The following is a 15702-nucleotide window of genomic DNA, read 5'->3' as shown; positions in this document are numbered from 1 at the left end:
AACCGCTATCCGGTCGAAGGTGCGCCGACCTTGGGCATCGCCCACCAGGCGAGCCAGCCGAACGCGCCGAGCGGGATCTCGGCGATGTGCGTGAAGAGCGCGAAGATCAGCACGCCCGCCGCTACCGCAGGTGGGTTGGCGCCCCAGAAGGTGAGCACGACCGCCGCACTCGCTTCGGTGAAGCCGAGTCCGCCGGGCGTGAACGGGATCGCGGTCATCAGCCGGCTGATGGCGTATGCCGCGAAGAGGTCGGCCACCGGAAGGTCGACGTGCACGGCCGCCATCACCCGCCAGAAGAGCAGGAACCACAGGCCGAGCTGACCGATCACGCCCAGCGACATCGGGAACCAGCCGTGCTTGGTCACCGTGCTGATGCGTGCTCGCTGGTCGAGCAGGAGGTGCTTGATGTGCAGCGGTGTGCCCTTATTGTCACCGCGGCGCATGCGGGCGAGCAGCGGACCGACCCGCTCGTCCAGCTGGTCGCCGAGCCACGCCGTCCACTGGGGGCGGCTGAGCGCGACGACGAAGCCGATCAGCAGCAGCAACCCGATCACGCCGCCCCACCAGGCACCGCGCCGGACGATCGACGGCATGGCGTCGGTCGACTGGGACACCGCTGCGATGCCGGCGAGCGGCATGCCGACGCGGAAGAGGACGTTCCAGATGCCGCTGACGATCAGGCCGGTGGAGATGTTGCGGCGGGCGAAACCCCAGGAACGCAGCATCATGTAGGTCGACGCCATTCCGACGGCGCCGCCGCCAGGCAGCACATTGCTGACCGCCGAACCGGAAACGTTGATGATGGACGCCTTCAGGTGGGACAGCCCGGGCAGCGCCGCGGACAGCGTGAAGGTGTAGACAGCCAGGCCCAGCAGCATGATGCCCATGCATTCGAGTGCCGCCTGCGGACCCATCAGGTCGAGGTGATGGCCGATCTTGGCCCACGAGGTGTGGGTGAACCAGGGGAGCGAGGCGATGATGACACCGGCGAGCACGATGCCGAGCGAGGCGTGGATCGCCAGCCGGGGGCTGAACTTCGGCATGACGGGCGTCTCGCCGTCGTCATCGCCCGCCAGGTTGTTGTCCGCGACGATGTCATCGAGCTCGACCGTGCGGTCCTGCGCACGTTTCTCGCTCTTCATGCCAACCCCGAGAAGATGTCGTCACTGATCGGGCCGGTGTGCGCGGGATCGCGAAACCATTCCCTTCCGAAGACAACATCATAAATTGGCCGCGGGATCTTCAAGAACAGGCTCAGCGTGCGGTCGGCTCCGTCGTCGGCCGCCGCCTGGGAGGCGTGTGCCGCCATGGCCGCGCGCTTCTGGGCGATCTGGTGCCGCACGTCGATGCGGTGGGTGATCTGCGCACGCGGCGTGAAGGCACGCTCGTAGACCCCCAGGTCGAAATTGCTGGGGAACCGGTAGAACCGGGACACGAACCGCACGGTCCGGCTGAGCAGCTCACGCGGAACGGTCGCCTCGACGACGCGCGGTGTCCCCGCCAGCCGGGCCGCCTCCGCGCCGACCTGGTGCACCTTGACGTGATCGCGGTGGCCGTAGCCGCCGGCGGCGTCATACGTCATCAGCACGTCGGCGTGCTCGGCCCGCAGGATGTCGGCGAGCAGACCGGGGGCGGCGGTCGCGCGCACGAAGCGCCGGCTGCCGGGCAGGTCCGGTGGTATGGCGCCGACCATGCCGGAGTCGGCATACCCCAGGTGTATGACGCGAGCCACTCCCATCGCGGCCGCACTGCGCTGCAGCTCGTGCAGCCGGCGGGCGCCGAGGCCGTCCCGGAAGTCGCCGGACGTCAGGCCGAGCGCCCCGTCGGTGGCCACTACGAGGACGACGCGGTGCCCGGCAGCAGCCGCCTTGGCCAGGGTGCCGGCCGTGAGCAGCGCTTCGTCGTCGGGGTGCGCGTGGAACGCGACCAGGGTGTGGGGCATCGGCCCCATCCTCCCCCATGGCACTCTTGGGGATCGATGAAGGTCGCGCTGCTGTCGGATTGCTATCCGCCCAGACTCGGGGGCATCGAGACCCAGGTGCACGGCCTGGCCCGGGCCCTGGTCGCCGCGGGGCACGCCGTCGAGGTGTTCACCATCACGCCCGGTCCGGCGGACGGCCCGATCCCGGTGCACCGGCTCGGCCTGCGCCGGGAGCTTCCCGGCGGGCTGCTGATCAACCCCGCGGCACGCTACTCACTGCGAAAGACGTTGCAGCGCAGCGACTTCGACGTCGCGCATGCGCAACTCGGAGTTGTCAGCCCGTTTGCGATGGACGGTGTGGGGGTCGCGCTGGACGCGGGTCTTCCGGTCGCGGCGACCTGGCACAGCGTCACCGGCCATTCCGAGCCGCTCGTGCGTGCCCTCGGGTATGCCGCCCGGTGGGCGCGACGCGGCGCCGCGCTCTCGGCGGTGTCCGCCGTCGCGGCGGCGCCACTCGAGCGGGTCACGGGCTCGCCGGTGGCGATCGTCCCGAACGGCATCGACACGTCGTTCTGGTCAGCGGGGGAGCGGCCGCAGCGCTCCGGCCCGGTGCACGTGGTCAGCGCGATGCGGCTCGCTGCGCGCAAACGCCCCGCCCAACTGGTCGACGCGGTGCGGCGGGCGCGGGAGACCTCCGGCACGGACATCCGGCTGACCGTTGCCGGGGACGGTCCGCTGTGGCGCCGGCTCCGGGGTCGCGGGGGAGGCTGGCTCACGCTTCCCGGTCGGCTGAGCCCGGAGGCACTGCGTGACCTCTACTGCCACGCGGACGTGTATGCCGCCCCCGCCGTGCTCGAAGCCTTCGGGATCGCGGCGGCGGAGGCGCGCTGCGCCGGGCTGCCGGTGCTCACCCGGGCGGAGAGTGCGGTCCGCGAACTCGTTGAGGACGGGGCCACCGGGCTGGTCGTTGCCGACGACGCCGGTTTTGCAGCCGCGGTGGCCCGCATTGCGACGGATCCCGCACTGCGCGAACGGCTTTCGGCCGGCAGTCGGCAGACGCCGGTCGGTTTCGGCTGGCCGGACGTGGTGCAGGGTGTGCTCAGTGAATATCGGCGCGCCGCGTCCGGCGGATGAGGAAGCTGACGCCGGCTGCCGCCAGGAACACCACGCCGACCGCGAGGGCCAGGGCGATGCCGACGACGGTCCAGTCCGGCCGGTCGGCCAGGCGCCATACGACCGCGACGGCGGCCAGCACCAGCACGATCACGCCGCGGACGACGGTCGGCACGTGGGGTCCGGTCTCGGTGTTCATGCCGGCTCCTTGATGGTGATGTTGCCCGTGCCGACCTCGGCCGACAGGTCGATGACCTTCGGGCCGTCGCCGACGGTGATGGTGTGTCGGGTGTCGATGCCGCCGTAGGAGCTGACCGGCGAGTCGACGGCGTTCTGCCGGACGAGTTCGATGCCGCCGATGCGGGCGTGGCCGGCAACCCGGACGGTCACGCCCCGGGGCACCGAGATGGTCAGCTGCCCGATGTTCACCCGGGCGTGCAGGTCGGTGCGCTCGGGCAGGGAGTTCACGTCGAGCGAGCGCAGGTCCAGGTCGCCGTTGCCGATCCGCATCGCGTAGTTGTGCTGTGCGACGGTGGTCGGACGCCAGGACTCGTCACCGATCGAGCCGGTCCACGGCATACCCTTCGGCGCGACCACGGAGGTGGCCAGCGCCAGCAGCGCCGCGAGCATCGCCAGCGGGCCGAGCACACCGCCGCGGCGTCCCGCCAGTCCCCCGATGACCAGCGCGACCGCCGCGACGGCGGCTCCAGCGGCCAGGCCCACTTGCAGGGCACTGCCGCCATGGGAGGTGCCGACAAGGACCAGCGCAGTGAATGCGCCTGCCAGCACGGAGATTCCGAGGATGGTGAAGGTCAGCGCGGCGCCGAGGCGGGGGCGTTTGACGCGGACCGGGACGAATGGCGGGGCAGGCGCCGTGGGTTCCCACGGCGGCGCCGGCGCGTCCTGCTTGCTCAGGTCGATGCCGCTGCCTTCCCGGGCCACGGCTCCGGCGGCTGCGGCACGGTTGCCGGCGCTCGGCCCCTGCGGCGGGTTGTCCCACGGTTGGGCACGAACGGTGTCGGTGATCCGGGAGATCCACTCTCTGGTCGACTCCTCCGGGTGCCGGGCGCCCGGTCCGTGACCGTTCCACGCGACGAACGCCAGGGCGAGCCCCGCCAGCACGATGGCCTGCCCGCCCATGCCCCAGCCGTGTCCGAACGACCAGAACGCGCCGAAACCGCCGCACGACAGCACCACGGCGAGCACGCACAACGCGATGGACGCGAGGTCACCGTGCCGCACCGCCTTCTCGGCCGCGATCTCGCTGCGGTCGTCCGGCAGCAGCGCCCAGCCGAGGAAGTACAGCGGCACGCCGAAGCCGAAGAGGCAACTGGCCAGGATGAAACCGGCCCGGACGATGAGCGGGTCGACGCCCCACCGCCGGGCGAGTCCGGCCGCGACGCCGCCGATCCACTTGCGTTCCCCGTCGCGCTGCACGCCGAGCCGGCGGGCGGCGCCGAAAAACCGGTCGAGGGCGTCATACCCCTTGACCGGCTGCGGCTGTGGTCCCGGATAGGTCTGCTGCGTCATACCCACCACGATGGCGGGGTATGACGCCCGGTGCCATGCGGGTCGTCCCTGACGATGCCCTGAGCCACCCCCGAAAACCGCTTCGGACGCTCGGTAATCGCCTCCGGGTGCGCCAGACTGGCACTGTGAGCCAGACAGCCCGGGTCGAGGACGTGCAGCGTCCGCCGCTGGCCCGGCCCACCGAAGGGCGGGTGGTCGCCGGCGTGTGCGCCGGGGTCAGCCGGCACCTCGGCGTGCCGTTGGCCGGCTTGCGGGTGATCACCGCGATATCGATCGCGCTGCTCTTCGGGGTGCCGGTCTACGTCTTCCTGTGGCTGACGATGGCGCAGTCCGAGGGGCCGGCGCTGGTGCAGCCGTTCGAGCGCAAGGGCCGCGGGATCCCGCGGCACCCGCTCTACCTGTTCGGCATACCGGTGCTGGTGCTCGGCGGGCTCGCGGTCTCGGGCGCGATCCGCTCCGCGGCGCGGCTGTCGCTGACCCTGCCGCTGCTGGTGATCGGCGTCGGTCTGGTGCTCGTCTGGTCCCGGCTGGACAGCTCGGAGCGGCGGCAGTGGATCAGCGCGAGCGACCGGCGGGAGACGCGCATCCGCACCGTCGTCGGCATCGTCCTGGCGCTGGCCGGGCTGATCTTCCTGCTCTCCCAGGGCGGCGGGATCGGCCGGCTGCGGGATGTGGCTGTCGGCGTGCTGGTGGTGCTGCTCGGTGCCGGCATCCTGGGGGCGCCGTTCATCGCGCGGTTCTTCGACACGCTGCGCACCGCGCAGACCGAACGCATCCGGGCAACCGAAAAGGCAGACATTGCAGCGCATTTGCACGATTCGGTGCTACAGACGCTGGCGCTCATCCAGCGGCGGGCCGACGACCCACAGGCGGTGCTGCTGCTGGCGCGGGCACAGGAGCGGGAACTGCGCGGCTGGCTGTATGCCGAGCAGGTGCCTCCCGACGCCACGCTCGCGGCTGCTGTCACGGAGGCCGCCAGTGACATCGAGACGCTCCACGGCATACCGGTGGACGTGGTGGTGACCGGTGACCGGCCGCTGGACGAGGCCGGGGTCGCGCTGGTCAGGGCGTTGCGCGAGGCACTGGCCAACGCGGTGCGGCACGGCGCCCCGCCGGTGTCGGTCTATCTCGAGGTGGGGCCGGCGGAGGTGGAGGCGTTCGTGCGCGATCACGGGCCCGGCTTCGACCCTGCTGACGTTCCCGCCGACCGGCTCGGGGTGCGGGAGTCGATCGTCGGCCGGATGCGCCGGCATGGTGGCGAGGCACAGTTGCGGCGGCTGGACGACGGCACCGAGGTGCGGCTGCGGATGCCGGTGGCGGCCGGGCCGAACGAGCAAGCTGACGAAGGCGGAGACAAGGTATGACGGCGCGCGTGGTGTTGGTGGACGACCACCGGATGTTCCGGTCGGGCGTCAAGGCCGAGCTGGACGATTCGGTGACGGTCGTGGGGGAGGCGCCCGACGTCGACGCGGCCGTCAAGGTCATCCGGGAGACCCGGCCCGATGTGGTGCTGCTCGACGTGCACCTGCCAGGCGGCAACGGCAACGGCGGCGCGGATGTGGTCACCGGGTGCGCCGGCCTGCAGACCGAGTCCGGCGACCCGGTCCGGTTCCTCGCGCTGTCGGTCTCCGATGCGGCCGAGGACGTCATCTCGGTCATCCGGGCCGGCGCCCGTGGGTATGTCACCAAGACGATCAGCCCGGCCGACCTGATCTCCGCGATCGACCGGGTCCGCGACGGGGACGCGGTGTTCAGCCCGCGGCTGGCCGGCTTCGTGCTCGACGCGTTCGGCGCGACCGCCGGTGAGATCGCCGAAGTCGACGAGGAGCTCGACCGGCTGTCGGCGCGCGAGCGCGAGGTGATGCGGCTGATCGCGCGCGGCTACCAATACAAGGAAGTCGCCAAGGAGCTCTTCATCTCGGTGAAAACGGTTGAGACGCACGTGTCGTCGGTGCTGCGCAAACTGCAGCTGTCCTCCCGGCACGAGCTCACCTCGTGGGCGATGCAGCGCCGGCTGCTTTAGTCCGTCGGCTCCTGCGCGGCGAGGCGGGCGTCGCGTTCGGCGGCGAATTTCGCGACGTTCTGCTCCATCTTGCGGCGCAGGATGGTGGAGCCGAGGATGCCGAGGACGACCGCGATGCCGAGGGCGACATACGAGAAGTTCTTCAGATAGGACTCGGCGGCGGTGCCGACGTAGTAGACGAGGTAAGTAGTGCCGCCCGCCCAGCAGATGGCGCCGGCGGCGTTGGCGGTGAGGAAGCGCGGGTAGTGCATCTTCAGCGAGCCGGACAGCGGGCCGGCGAAGATGCGCAGCAGCGCGATGAACCGTCCGACGAAGACCGCCAGCATGCCCCACCGCCGGAAGACGTGCTCGGCATACTCCACCAGATCGGGTCCGAAATGGCGCGGGAAGCGGCGCCCGAGGTAGCCGAAGAGCCGTTCCCCGTAGCGTCGGCCGATGGTGTAGCCGATCGTGTCGCCGATGACCGCGCCCGCCACTCCGGCGATCGCAATGCCGTGCGGGCTGATCGCGGCCTCATGCCGGGAGGAGAGGATCGCGGCGGCGACCAGGATGGTTTCGCCGGGGATCGGGACGCCGAGGCTTTCGATGCCGACCGCCAGCCCGACGAGCAGGTAGACCGCGATCGGCGGGATCGTGGTGAGCCAGTGGTCCATGTCAGTCCTTGGGCGACGCTCAGCGCCAGCCGGTTCCGGCGCCTCCGGGGATGTCCCCCGCAGGATCGTACGGCGCGCGGGTGAACCGGAAGGTGCCCAGGTCGAGGTATGCCGGTCGCCCCGGCGTGCCGCCGTGCGCGGTGAGGCGTTCGCTCGCGAAGTATTCGTCGAGCCCGATCCAGCCGTCGCCGGTGGGTGCGAAGCGGGAGCCGCGCCCGCCGCCCTGCGGGGTCAGCACCAGGTGGTCGCCGTCGCGGGTGAGCAGGTGCGGGCGGGGTCCCCAGAACCAGGTGCCCACGAGGTGTTCGTCGTCGGCGGCGTGCGGGTCGGCCACCCAGGCAGGGCTGACGCGCGGGTGCTGCGCGCGCAGGATGTCGAGCAGGTCGGCGGTGGACAGGTCGAGGCCGGCGGTGCTGTTGACGAGTTGAACGACCCCGTCGCCGGTCTCGGGGTCGATGCGCAGCGCCGACTGGTGCCCGGGCATCGACCCGCCGTGCCCGATCAGCCGCCGGCCGCCCAGGTTGACGATGTCGAGCCCGAAGCCATAGGCGCGGGTGTATGGCGCGCCCGGCGTGTCGTCGACCAGCGCGGGCACCTGCATCTCGGTGCGTAGCGCGTCGGACAGGACTCGGCTGTCGCCGCGGACCAGGAAGGCGGCGAAGGCGGCGAGGTCGTGCACGGTTGACCAGAGTTGCCCGGCGGGTGCCATCGCGAGGGTGTCGGTCGCGGGCTCGTCGTGCAGCAGATCGGCATACGGGTGGACGGCCAGGCCGGGCGCGGCGGAGGCAGTCGGGGCGTAGGTGGTGTCGCGCAGGCCGAGCGGGGTGAGCACTTCGGCGTGCAAGGCGTCCCACCAGGTGCTGTTGCGGAGGCGGGCGACGAGTTCGCCGGCGACCGCGAAACCTACGTTGCTGTAATGGAATCGGCGTCCCGGCCGGTGCAGCGCGCGGATGCTGGGCTGCAACTCCGGCCAGTTGCGACCGCTGCTGCGTTCCCACCAGGCGCCCTCGGTTTCCGAGGGCAGGCCGGCGCCGTGGGTCAGCAGTTCGCTGACGCGGACGCCGGGGAGCCGGTCGGCCAGTTCGGGCAAGTGCTCGGCGACCGGGTCGGTCAGGGCGACGCGACCGTCGTCGACCAGGCGCAGGGTGAGCACGGAGGTGAAGGTCTTGGTGATCGAACCGATGCGGTATTGCGTTGTGGGCGTGGCCTTTCCGCCATCAGGTCGGCCGGTCACATGTCCCACCGCGCCTGCCCAGACGACCTCGCCGTCGGCAATCACCGCAGTCGTCGCCGACGGTGCGCGACTGGCGCGCTGGGCCGCTGCCAAGCGGGCGTCGAGGAGTTGTGCGGTGTGATCGTCGAGGGTCATGGCATCCGATCCAACCACGGTCTGGGAGAGTTCTGCCCGTGCGAGTTGTCACAGCGAACGTCAACGGGATCCGGGCCGCGGTGCGCCGGGGTGGTCTTGCCTGGCTGGCGGGCCAGGATGCGGATGCGCTGGCGTTGCAGGAGGTCCGAGCGTCCAGCGAACAGCTGCGCGCCGCGTTGACGGGCACGGATTTCGAGTCCTGGCACGTCATCCATGCGCCGTCCGGGGATGCGGGGCGTGCTGGTGTCGCGGTGCTGAGCCCGCATCCGGTGCTGGACAGCCTCGTCGGGTTGCCCGGCTTTGAGGAGACAGGCCGGTGGGTCGAGGCGACGGTTCAGGTCGCCGGCTCGCCGGTGACGGTGGTGTCGGCATACGTGCACACCGGCGAGGCGGGGACGCCGAAGCAGGACGAGAAGTTCGCCTTCCTGGAGGCGATGGGCGAACGTATGGCGAGCCTGATCGCCCGCGACGCGGTTGTCACCGGCGACTTCAACATCTGCCACACCGCGCGAGACCTGAAGAACTGGAAGGGAAATCGCGGCAAGGCCGGGTTCCTCCCGGAGGAGCAGAAGCACCTCTCGCAGTGGTTCGAGTCGGGCTGGGTCGACGTGGTGCGGGAACAGGCCGGTGACGTCGACGGTCCCTACACGTGGTGGTCGTGGCGGGGGAAGGCGTTCGACAACGACGCCGGCTGGCGGATCGACTACGTCCTGGATTCGCCATCGCTGGCCGGTCGGGTCGAGCGGCACCTGATCGGCCGGGCGGCGGCATACAGCGAGCGGTGGAGCGATCACGCGGCCGTCGTCGTGGACCACCGCTGATGTCAGTGCCGGCGCCTACTGTCATTGGATGACCAAGTTCACCTATTTCACGGCGTGCACGCTCGATGGCTACATCGCTGACGCCGACAATTCGTTGCAGTGGTTGTTCGACGTCCCGGTCGGCGAAAACGACACTGCTGTCGGGGATTTCATCGACGAGGTCGGGGTGCTCGTGATGGGTGCGACGACCTACTCGTGGATGCTTGGGCACGAGGACGTGCTGGATCGACCGGAGAAGTGGCGCGAGTGGTATGGCGACCGCCCGACCTGGGTCTTTACTCATCGCGACCTGCCATCGATCCCGGGCGCGGAGGTGAGGTTCGTCGCCGGCGACGTGCGCGACCAGTTGGGCGTCCTGCGGCAAGCGGCGGGAGATCGCATGGTGTGGCTCGTCGGCGGCGGTGAGCTTGTCGGCGCGTTCGACGACGCCGGTGCGCTGGACGAACTCCGGCTGGGGATGGTGCCGGTCACGCTCGGCGCGGGTGCCCCAGTGCTGCCGCGCCGCATCACCTCCGAGCGACTGTCGCTGGTGCAGGCGCACCAGGTCGGGCAACGCGTGGACCTGCGCTACGCCGTGCGCCGGCGAGAGGTCGATCAGTCCGCGGCGAGGTCGATCCAGTAGCGGCGGATGACGCCGTGGTCAGGGGTCTCGCGGACGTCCTCCAGGACGCCGCCGTGCCGCTCGATCGTGCGGTATGACGGGACGTTCTCTGTGTTGCAGGTGATCAGAACCCGTTGCAAGCCAAGCCCTTTCGCCTGATCGAGAGCAAGGCCGAGTGCGGCGGTGGCGACGCCCTGGCGCCTCGCGGAGGGGCGCACGCCATACCCGATGTGGCCGCCGACGGCGAGCAGGAAGTCGTTGAGGCGGTGCCGCAGGGAGATCGAGCCGAGGATGCGCGTGGGGTCGCGGTCGTCGACGATCCAGGAGAGCGTGTCGTGGACGCGGTCGGGCGGCAGCACAGTCGTCTCGTCGGCATACGCGACGCGCTGGGCGACCCAGGCCGCGAAGCGCTCCGGGTCCCTGAGTTCGTCGTCGGTGATCGAGTCGGTCGCATAACCGTCGCGGTGGCCGGTCCCGAACTCGAAGGCGCTGTCCAGGAAAGCAGCGTGGAGTTCGGCCGTGGGCTGAATCAGGCGGATCCGGGCAGGAGACGTATCAGGCGCCATCGGCAGATCCTCCCAGGCGAGCCTGGATGCTGTCACCACACTTATCCACAGCCTGGCCGGAAATCGGCGGGTAGGGAGGGGGATGTGGACAACAATTGGCGGCGAAAAGGCTTGCATGACAACGGTGTTCATGACATAGTCGAACACATGGACGATGAAATAGCACGCGAAATGAGGGCTCGACCGACCTGGTCGACGCTTCCATGGTGCGCGCGTTTCACGACCGGCTGGATGCGCCGGTCGCCGTGCTCGACCCCTCGTCCAGTGCCGCGGACGCCCTGGTGAGCAGGCAGGAGCGGGTGCTCGATGAGCTGCGGGCATGCGACGAACTGCGCAACGCGTTGTCGGCACGGATGGCCCGGCTGGCGGTGGTCGCTGACGAGCTGCAGCGGGAGCGCGACATTGTGCGGCGGATCCCGGTAGCAGACACCGCTCGGCTGGTGGGCTCGCAGGTCGGGTTCGCTCGCCGCCGCTCGGGGCGCGACGGTGCTGCGTTCGTCCGGCTCGCGCACGTGCTGACCCAGGACATGCCTCAGCTGCTCAAAGCCCTGGCTGCGGGACTGATCGACGAGACTGCTGCTTCCCGCATCGCCCGCGAGACGCTGGGCCTGTCCGCCGCCGACCGGGCGACCGTGGACGAAGCGATCGCGCCGATGCTGGGTCAGGTGTCGGTGGGGCGGCTGGTCAATGCCGCGAAGGAGCAGGCATACGCCCTCGACGCCGAAGCGCTCCGGGCGCGCCGGCTGAAGGCGGAAGCCGACAGGGACGTCACGGTGCGACCCGCGCCCGACCAGATGGCCTGGCTGAGTGCATTGCTGCCGATCCAAGATGCCTTGGCCTGCCAGCCTGCGCTGGAGGCGGCCGCGGACCAGGCCGCCGACAACCAGACCAGTGCGGGCACCAGAAGCAGGGCAACCCGCGCGCAGGTGAAGGCCGACGCCCTCGTCGAGCGCGTCACCGGCCGCTCGCGCGGATTCGCCAACAACAACGTGTGCGTCAACCTCCCGCTCCCCGCGGACACGTTGCTGGGCAACACTCCTGCGCACGTGGCGGGCTACGGGCCGGTGCCGGCCGACCTGGTCCGCGAATGGATCGGCAGCGGCGACCCGACCGGACCCCAGTTGCGGCGCCTGTTCACCCACCCGGGCATGGGCGACATCATCGGCATGGACTCCCGGTCCCGCCGCTACCCGGGACTGCTCGCCCGGCTGATCCTGTTCCGCGACCAGACCTGCCGCACCCCGTGGTGCTCGTCGCCCGTCCGGCACACCGACCACATCGAGCCGCACGCGAAGGGCGGCGCCACCAGCGCCGCCCGGCATGCCGCCACCGACCCGTCATACACCGAACACACGCTGATGGCGGTGGTCTGGGACCACAACGTCCACCAGACCGACCGCCGCCGCGCGGGCCTACGCCCCGCCGACGACGCCGACGACACCGGTTGAGTCGACGCTCCCCGGCGGGATGTCGCCCGCGGGCCGCTCCCACGCGCCGAACGCCAGCAGCAGCGGAAAGGCGGTCAGCATCCCGGCGGCCGGGATCGACACGCCGGAGTCGTTGACCAGGAAACCCAACGTCCACGCGAACAACACCGTGGTCAGCGCAGCCGACACGATGGGGTCGAAGCGCCACGCGGTGAAGGTCCACGCCGGCAGCGCCGATTTCGGCACCAGGGCGAGGGCGATGGACAGCAGTAGGAGAGCGGGGATCAGACTGATCCACCAACGCGACTGCACGAACGTCGTGTTGATGCTGATCGCGTGCGTGAACTCGGAGATGTCGTCGTGATGGACCAGCCGGTCGAAGTAGAAGCCGAGGTGCGTCCGATATTCAGGGGGGTAGAGGGAGTCCAGGCCGGCGCACGCGAGACTCCAAAGGCAGGTGATCACGACCGTCCCGGCGATCCAGCGCCCCCGGTGACACTTCGCCGACATGTTCCACAGCACGAGGGCGACCGCCGGCACTAGGGCGAGACCGCCACCGCCGTCGTTGCCCAGGCCAGGGCCGTTGTCGACCGCCGCGCTGAGCAGCCCCAGCAGCACGACGACGGTCATGGTCGCACGCGACGACCAGACCTGCCGTGCGGCCGAACCGACGACACTCAGGGTCAGCAAAGTCACGGTCACGAAGGTGCCGTAGCCGAGGTTGCCCATGCCGAAATAGCGCGAGGCGAACTCTGGCAGCAGACCCATCATCGAGAGCAGCTGCCACGGAGTGCCGAGGATCGTGTCGACGATCATCGCCCACCACGTCAGCACACAGACCGTGAAGAGCGGACCGAGCCGGTAGGACCTCGTCGCCGTTGCCGCCGCGCCGATCAGACAGGCGATCAGCGACACTCCCACCGCGAGGGCCAGCCGGGGCCGCCCGGCCGACTCCCAGCCGACCGTGTTCACCAGCAAACATGCCGCCGGCAGCGCCGCCAGGGTCGACGACACCGCGACGACGAGGGCCCAGATCCGCCGGCGCCGCACCCGCCGCGCCGTGCGCAGCAGCACGACCAGCACGATCAGCAGCACGGCGAGGCCGGCGAACGCGCACGTCAGGTATGGCGCGGCCAGTGACGAACTGACGGCGAGAGCCGCGGTCCTGCGCCGCGCCGCGCGGGCCGCCGAGAAGGGGGGCGTGGCTGTGGCACTGAGCAGTGGCCGGGCGTAACCGGCCAGCTGTGTCTGGCCCACCGATCGGTAGAGGGTGGCGGCAATGTCGTCGACCGCGACCAGCCCAGGATGCCTCGTCTGGTGACTGGTCAGCTCGCCCGGACGAACCCCCGGCCCCCAGCACACAATCGCCCCGAGGCCGTTCGCCGGCCGGCCCGGCACAGTGCTCAGCCCCGCGACGATCACGTCGGGGCCGGCCGGCACCCGCCGGAGCACCATCGGCAGCAGTCGGCGCGCGGACCCGGGAGGCAGGTCGATCAGCGTGAGGTGACAGGTCGTGGCGAAGTCAGCCGGGTCGGCGCGGAAGTCGTCGACGCGACCGGACGAATCGGCGGCACCGAGGGCGGCATACTCGCCGGCGGCGGAGACGCACTGCCCGTGCTGCTCGGCCGCGTGGGCGAGCGCCCCCGGATACCCCTCGGTCCGCGCGAGGCTCTCGGGCAGCCCGGTCGCATCACGCCGCACCCCGGTCGCGCAATTGCGCGGGCCGGTCGTCGTGCCCGATGTCGGACCGTGCACCGAGCCCGCCGAGATGGTGCTCCACGCGGAAGCCGCACAGAACTCCGTGCTGCTGGCGAAGCGGAAGAGCGTGCCGACCGCTGCCTTCGGCAGGTGGTCCCGCAGTACGGGGTATGCCGACAGCCCACGCCCCGACCACGACAGGCCAGGCACGTTGATCACGACGACCGGCGCTCCCGCGCCCACGTATGACATCCGCGTTCCCGCCCGCGCGACCCGCAGCGCAGCAGCGCCAGCCGTCAGCGCGCAGGTGATCACCAGGAACACGATGAGGAGGTGTGACGCCCGGACACCTATTTCACGCAAGGCACCCCGCCGCTGTTGATGTCCGTCAGCGCCGTCACCGGCGGCCCCGAGCGCCCGCCGCCGGTGCCCGAGACGGCGGTCGGGACACTGGTCGGACCGCCCAGCGGAGCGGTGCCGAGCACCACGACGAGCTGCCCGGCGGCCAGGCTCGGGTCGGCGGCGATCGTCGTACCCGCACCGACGGTGCGCGCGAGCGCGTGCGCCGCGGCCTTGTCGGCCGGGTTGTACTTCACCACGGTTGCCGACTGGGTCGGCCCGTTGCCGATGGTGCCGGCCCGGTAGCCCTTGCCGGTGAGACTCGACTCCTGCGCCGCCGCCGCGCCGGCGATCCCGGACGCATTGGTGACGGACACGGTGTAATCAGCCACCGGCGGCGGCGGGTCCGCCGGTGCGGCGTGGTGCTTGGGCGCCGGTTTGCCGGAGAGCAGTTGTGCGGCCGTCGCCCGGACGCGCGCCGCGTCGACCAGGTTCACGTCCTGCCCGTCGACGACACCGAAGCTCTGGATCGGCATGGTGTAGAAGTGCAGGCCGCCACCCGCCAGGTGCTCGGCGATGCCGACCAGGGCGAGCGTGTTGAGGTTCTGCGACAGCACGATGTTCTTCTTGGCGACGTCCATCAGGCCGAGCGTCTTGGTTGGATCCAGCAGCGTGTCCGCCGACTTCAGCTGGGTGAGCAGGCTGATGATGAACGCCTGCTGGCGGCGTTCCCGGTCCAGATCGGTGAAGTTGAGGCTCGGGTTGTGCGTGTCGCGCCGCTGCCGGACGAAAGCGAGCGCCTGGGACGCGGAGATCTCCTGCACTCCCTTGTGGAAGTCGGCGCCGGAGAACGTGTCCACCGTGTTCTCCTTGACGCAAACCTTGATCGGCTGCACCACCTGCGCGAACTGGTAGAACGCGACCATGGTGACCTCGATGAAGCTGCTGATGTGCACGCCGAGGAATTGGTCGACTGTCTTGATCTCGGCCGCCCGGCCGGCGTCGCGGCTTTGCTGGTATGCCGCCTGGCCGGTCACCCCCTTCGCGCTCAGCTCACGCTGCTTCTGATCGGCCGCCAGCCCGTAGGCCTCCTTGATCTTGCCGTGGCACTCGCCGTCCGGGCAGCCGGGGAAGGCGACGTAATCGTCGCGGGGGATGGAGATACCGACCGCGTGCTTGCCGTCACCCGAGATGTGGATGAGCATCAACACGTTGGAGTTGAGGCCGCCGACGCTCTGGTCCCCGGTGTGCAACGCTTCGTAGATCTTCTTCGGCAGCGGGTTGCCGTTCTCGTCCACCCGGCTGTCCAGGCCCATGACCAGCAGGTTAGTGCCGGCCTTGGTCTTTGCTGGCGTCCCCTTCAGCACCGCCGACCGCCGCACCTGGTTGATGTCGTGGTAGAGGTAGGCGCCATACGCGGCTACGCCACCGACCACGAGCACCATGATGGCGGCTGTTCCGATGATCAGCCGGCGGATGATCACTCGCCGACGTCGTCGGCTCCGCATCCGTGTGCGGCTGGGCGACGGCGCGGCGCTGCGACCGTTGCCCGGGCCTTCACCCGGATCCTTGGACACCGGACCGGGCAACGGATAGCGGTCTGTCATCGGCCCTCCGGCCTCCATCGATCGACGACTGTGT

General features: G+C 70.3%; 15 protein-coding genes. 6 read left to right on the top strand and 9 right to left on the bottom strand.

Annotation, left to right across the window (positions count from 1 at the left end; all coding sequences use genetic code 11):
• Window positions 1-5 precede the first annotated feature (5 nt).
• Entirely contained in the window at window positions 6-1142 is a 1137-nt protein-coding gene (locus EFY87_RS09565) for a lysylphosphatidylglycerol synthase transmembrane domain-containing protein (RefSeq protein ID WP_123271255.1), read from the bottom strand.
• Window positions 1139-1942 (bottom strand): PIG-L deacetylase family protein, encoded by an 804-nt coding sequence (locus EFY87_RS09560; RefSeq protein ID WP_123271254.1) that lies wholly within the window; start codon window positions 1940-1942, stop codon window positions 1139-1141. Before EFY87_RS09560 ends, EFY87_RS09565 begins: the two co-directional genes overlap by 4 nt.
• A gap of 36 nt (window positions 1943-1978) precedes the next feature.
• On the opposite strand from EFY87_RS09560, the gene EFY87_RS09555 reads away from it, so the two are divergent.
• A complete protein-coding gene (locus EFY87_RS09555) occupies window positions 1979-3055 on the top strand; it encodes a glycosyltransferase family 4 protein (RefSeq protein ID WP_123271253.1) in 1077 nt (358 codons plus the stop codon).
• On the opposite strand, the gene EFY87_RS09550 is transcribed toward EFY87_RS09555, so the two are convergent.
• Entirely contained in the window at window positions 3021-3233 is a 213-nt protein-coding gene (locus EFY87_RS09550; RefSeq protein WP_123271252.1) for a hypothetical protein, read from the bottom strand. The two genes, EFY87_RS09555 and EFY87_RS09550, sit on opposite strands and share 35 nt — an antisense overlap.
• Window positions 3230-4564: a PspC domain-containing protein gene (locus tag EFY87_RS09545; RefSeq protein ID WP_123271251.1), complete on the bottom strand. Its 1335-nt coding sequence runs from the start codon at window positions 4562-4564 to the stop codon at window positions 3230-3232. The genes EFY87_RS09550 and EFY87_RS09545 overlap by 4 nt, the downstream gene beginning before the upstream one ends.
• A 125-nt stretch (window positions 4565-4689) precedes the next feature.
• On the opposite strand from EFY87_RS09545, the gene EFY87_RS09540 reads away from it, so the two are divergent.
• Both EFY87_RS09540 and EFY87_RS09535 read left to right on the top strand, forming a co-directional pair.
• Window positions 4690-5928: an ATP-binding protein gene (locus EFY87_RS09540; protein WP_245988567.1), complete on the top strand. Its 1239-nt coding sequence runs from the start codon at window positions 4690-4692 to the stop codon at window positions 5926-5928.
• Window positions 5925-6587 (top strand): LuxR C-terminal-related transcriptional regulator, encoded by a 663-nt coding sequence (locus EFY87_RS09535; RefSeq protein ID WP_123271250.1) that lies wholly within the window; start codon window positions 5925-5927, stop codon window positions 6585-6587. The genes EFY87_RS09540 and EFY87_RS09535 overlap by 4 nt, the downstream gene beginning before the upstream one ends.
• Here EFY87_RS09535 and EFY87_RS09530 read toward each other — a convergent pair.
• Window positions 6584-7240 carry a DedA family protein gene (locus EFY87_RS09530; RefSeq protein WP_123271249.1) on the bottom strand — a complete coding sequence of 219 codons (657 nt, stop codon included), beginning with the start codon at window positions 7238-7240 and terminating at the stop codon, window positions 6584-6586. The two genes, EFY87_RS09535 and EFY87_RS09530, sit on opposite strands and share 4 nt — an antisense overlap.
• Window positions 7241-7259: 19 nt before the next feature.
• Window positions 7260-8609 (bottom strand): serine hydrolase domain-containing protein, encoded by a 1350-nt coding sequence (locus EFY87_RS09525; protein ID WP_123271248.1) that lies wholly within the window; start codon window positions 8607-8609, stop codon window positions 7260-7262.
• Between the two features lie 38 nt (window positions 8610-8647).
• On the opposite strand from EFY87_RS09525, the gene EFY87_RS09520 reads away from it, so the two are divergent.
• Entirely contained in the window at window positions 8648-9430 is a 783-nt protein-coding gene (locus EFY87_RS09520) for an exodeoxyribonuclease III (RefSeq protein ID WP_123271247.1), read from the top strand.
• A 28-nt stretch (window positions 9431-9458) separates the two neighbouring features.
• Window positions 9459-10052, top strand: coding sequence for a dihydrofolate reductase family protein (locus EFY87_RS09515; RefSeq protein WP_123271246.1), 594 nt, complete (start codon window positions 9459-9461; stop codon window positions 10050-10052).
• Here the strand turns inward: EFY87_RS09515 and EFY87_RS09510 are convergent.
• On the bottom strand, window positions 10025-10633 hold the full coding sequence (locus EFY87_RS09510; RefSeq protein ID WP_245988566.1) for a GNAT family N-acetyltransferase: 609 nt from the start codon (window positions 10631-10633) through the stop codon (window positions 10025-10027). The genes EFY87_RS09515 and EFY87_RS09510 overlap by 28 nt on opposite strands.
• Window positions 10634-10800: 167 nt before the next feature.
• On the opposite strand from EFY87_RS09510, the gene EFY87_RS09505 reads away from it, so the two are divergent.
• Entirely contained in the window at window positions 10801-12045 is a 1245-nt protein-coding gene (locus EFY87_RS09505) for a DUF222 domain-containing protein (protein WP_123271244.1), read from the top strand.
• On the opposite strand, the gene EFY87_RS09500 is transcribed toward EFY87_RS09505, so the two are convergent.
• Window positions 12010-14037 (bottom strand): hypothetical protein, encoded by a 2028-nt coding sequence (locus tag EFY87_RS09500; RefSeq protein ID WP_148043296.1) that lies wholly within the window; start codon window positions 14035-14037, stop codon window positions 12010-12012. The genes EFY87_RS09505 and EFY87_RS09500 overlap by 36 nt on opposite strands.
• A 35-nt stretch (window positions 14038-14072) precedes the next feature.
• The gene (locus EFY87_RS09495; protein WP_220093583.1) at window positions 14073-15668 is read right to left on the bottom strand and encodes an LCP family protein; all 1596 of its coding nucleotides are present in this window, start codon (window positions 15666-15668) and stop codon (window positions 14073-14075) included.
• Window positions 15669-15702: the final 34 nt, after the last annotated feature.

Source organism: Flexivirga caeni, assembly GCF_003724155.1.
GTDB lineage: Bacteria > Actinomycetota > Actinomycetes > Actinomycetales > Dermatophilaceae > Flexivirga > Flexivirga caeni.
The sequence above is the reverse complement of the archived record's forward strand: the minus strand, read 5'-3'. Positions and strand labels throughout refer to the sequence as shown.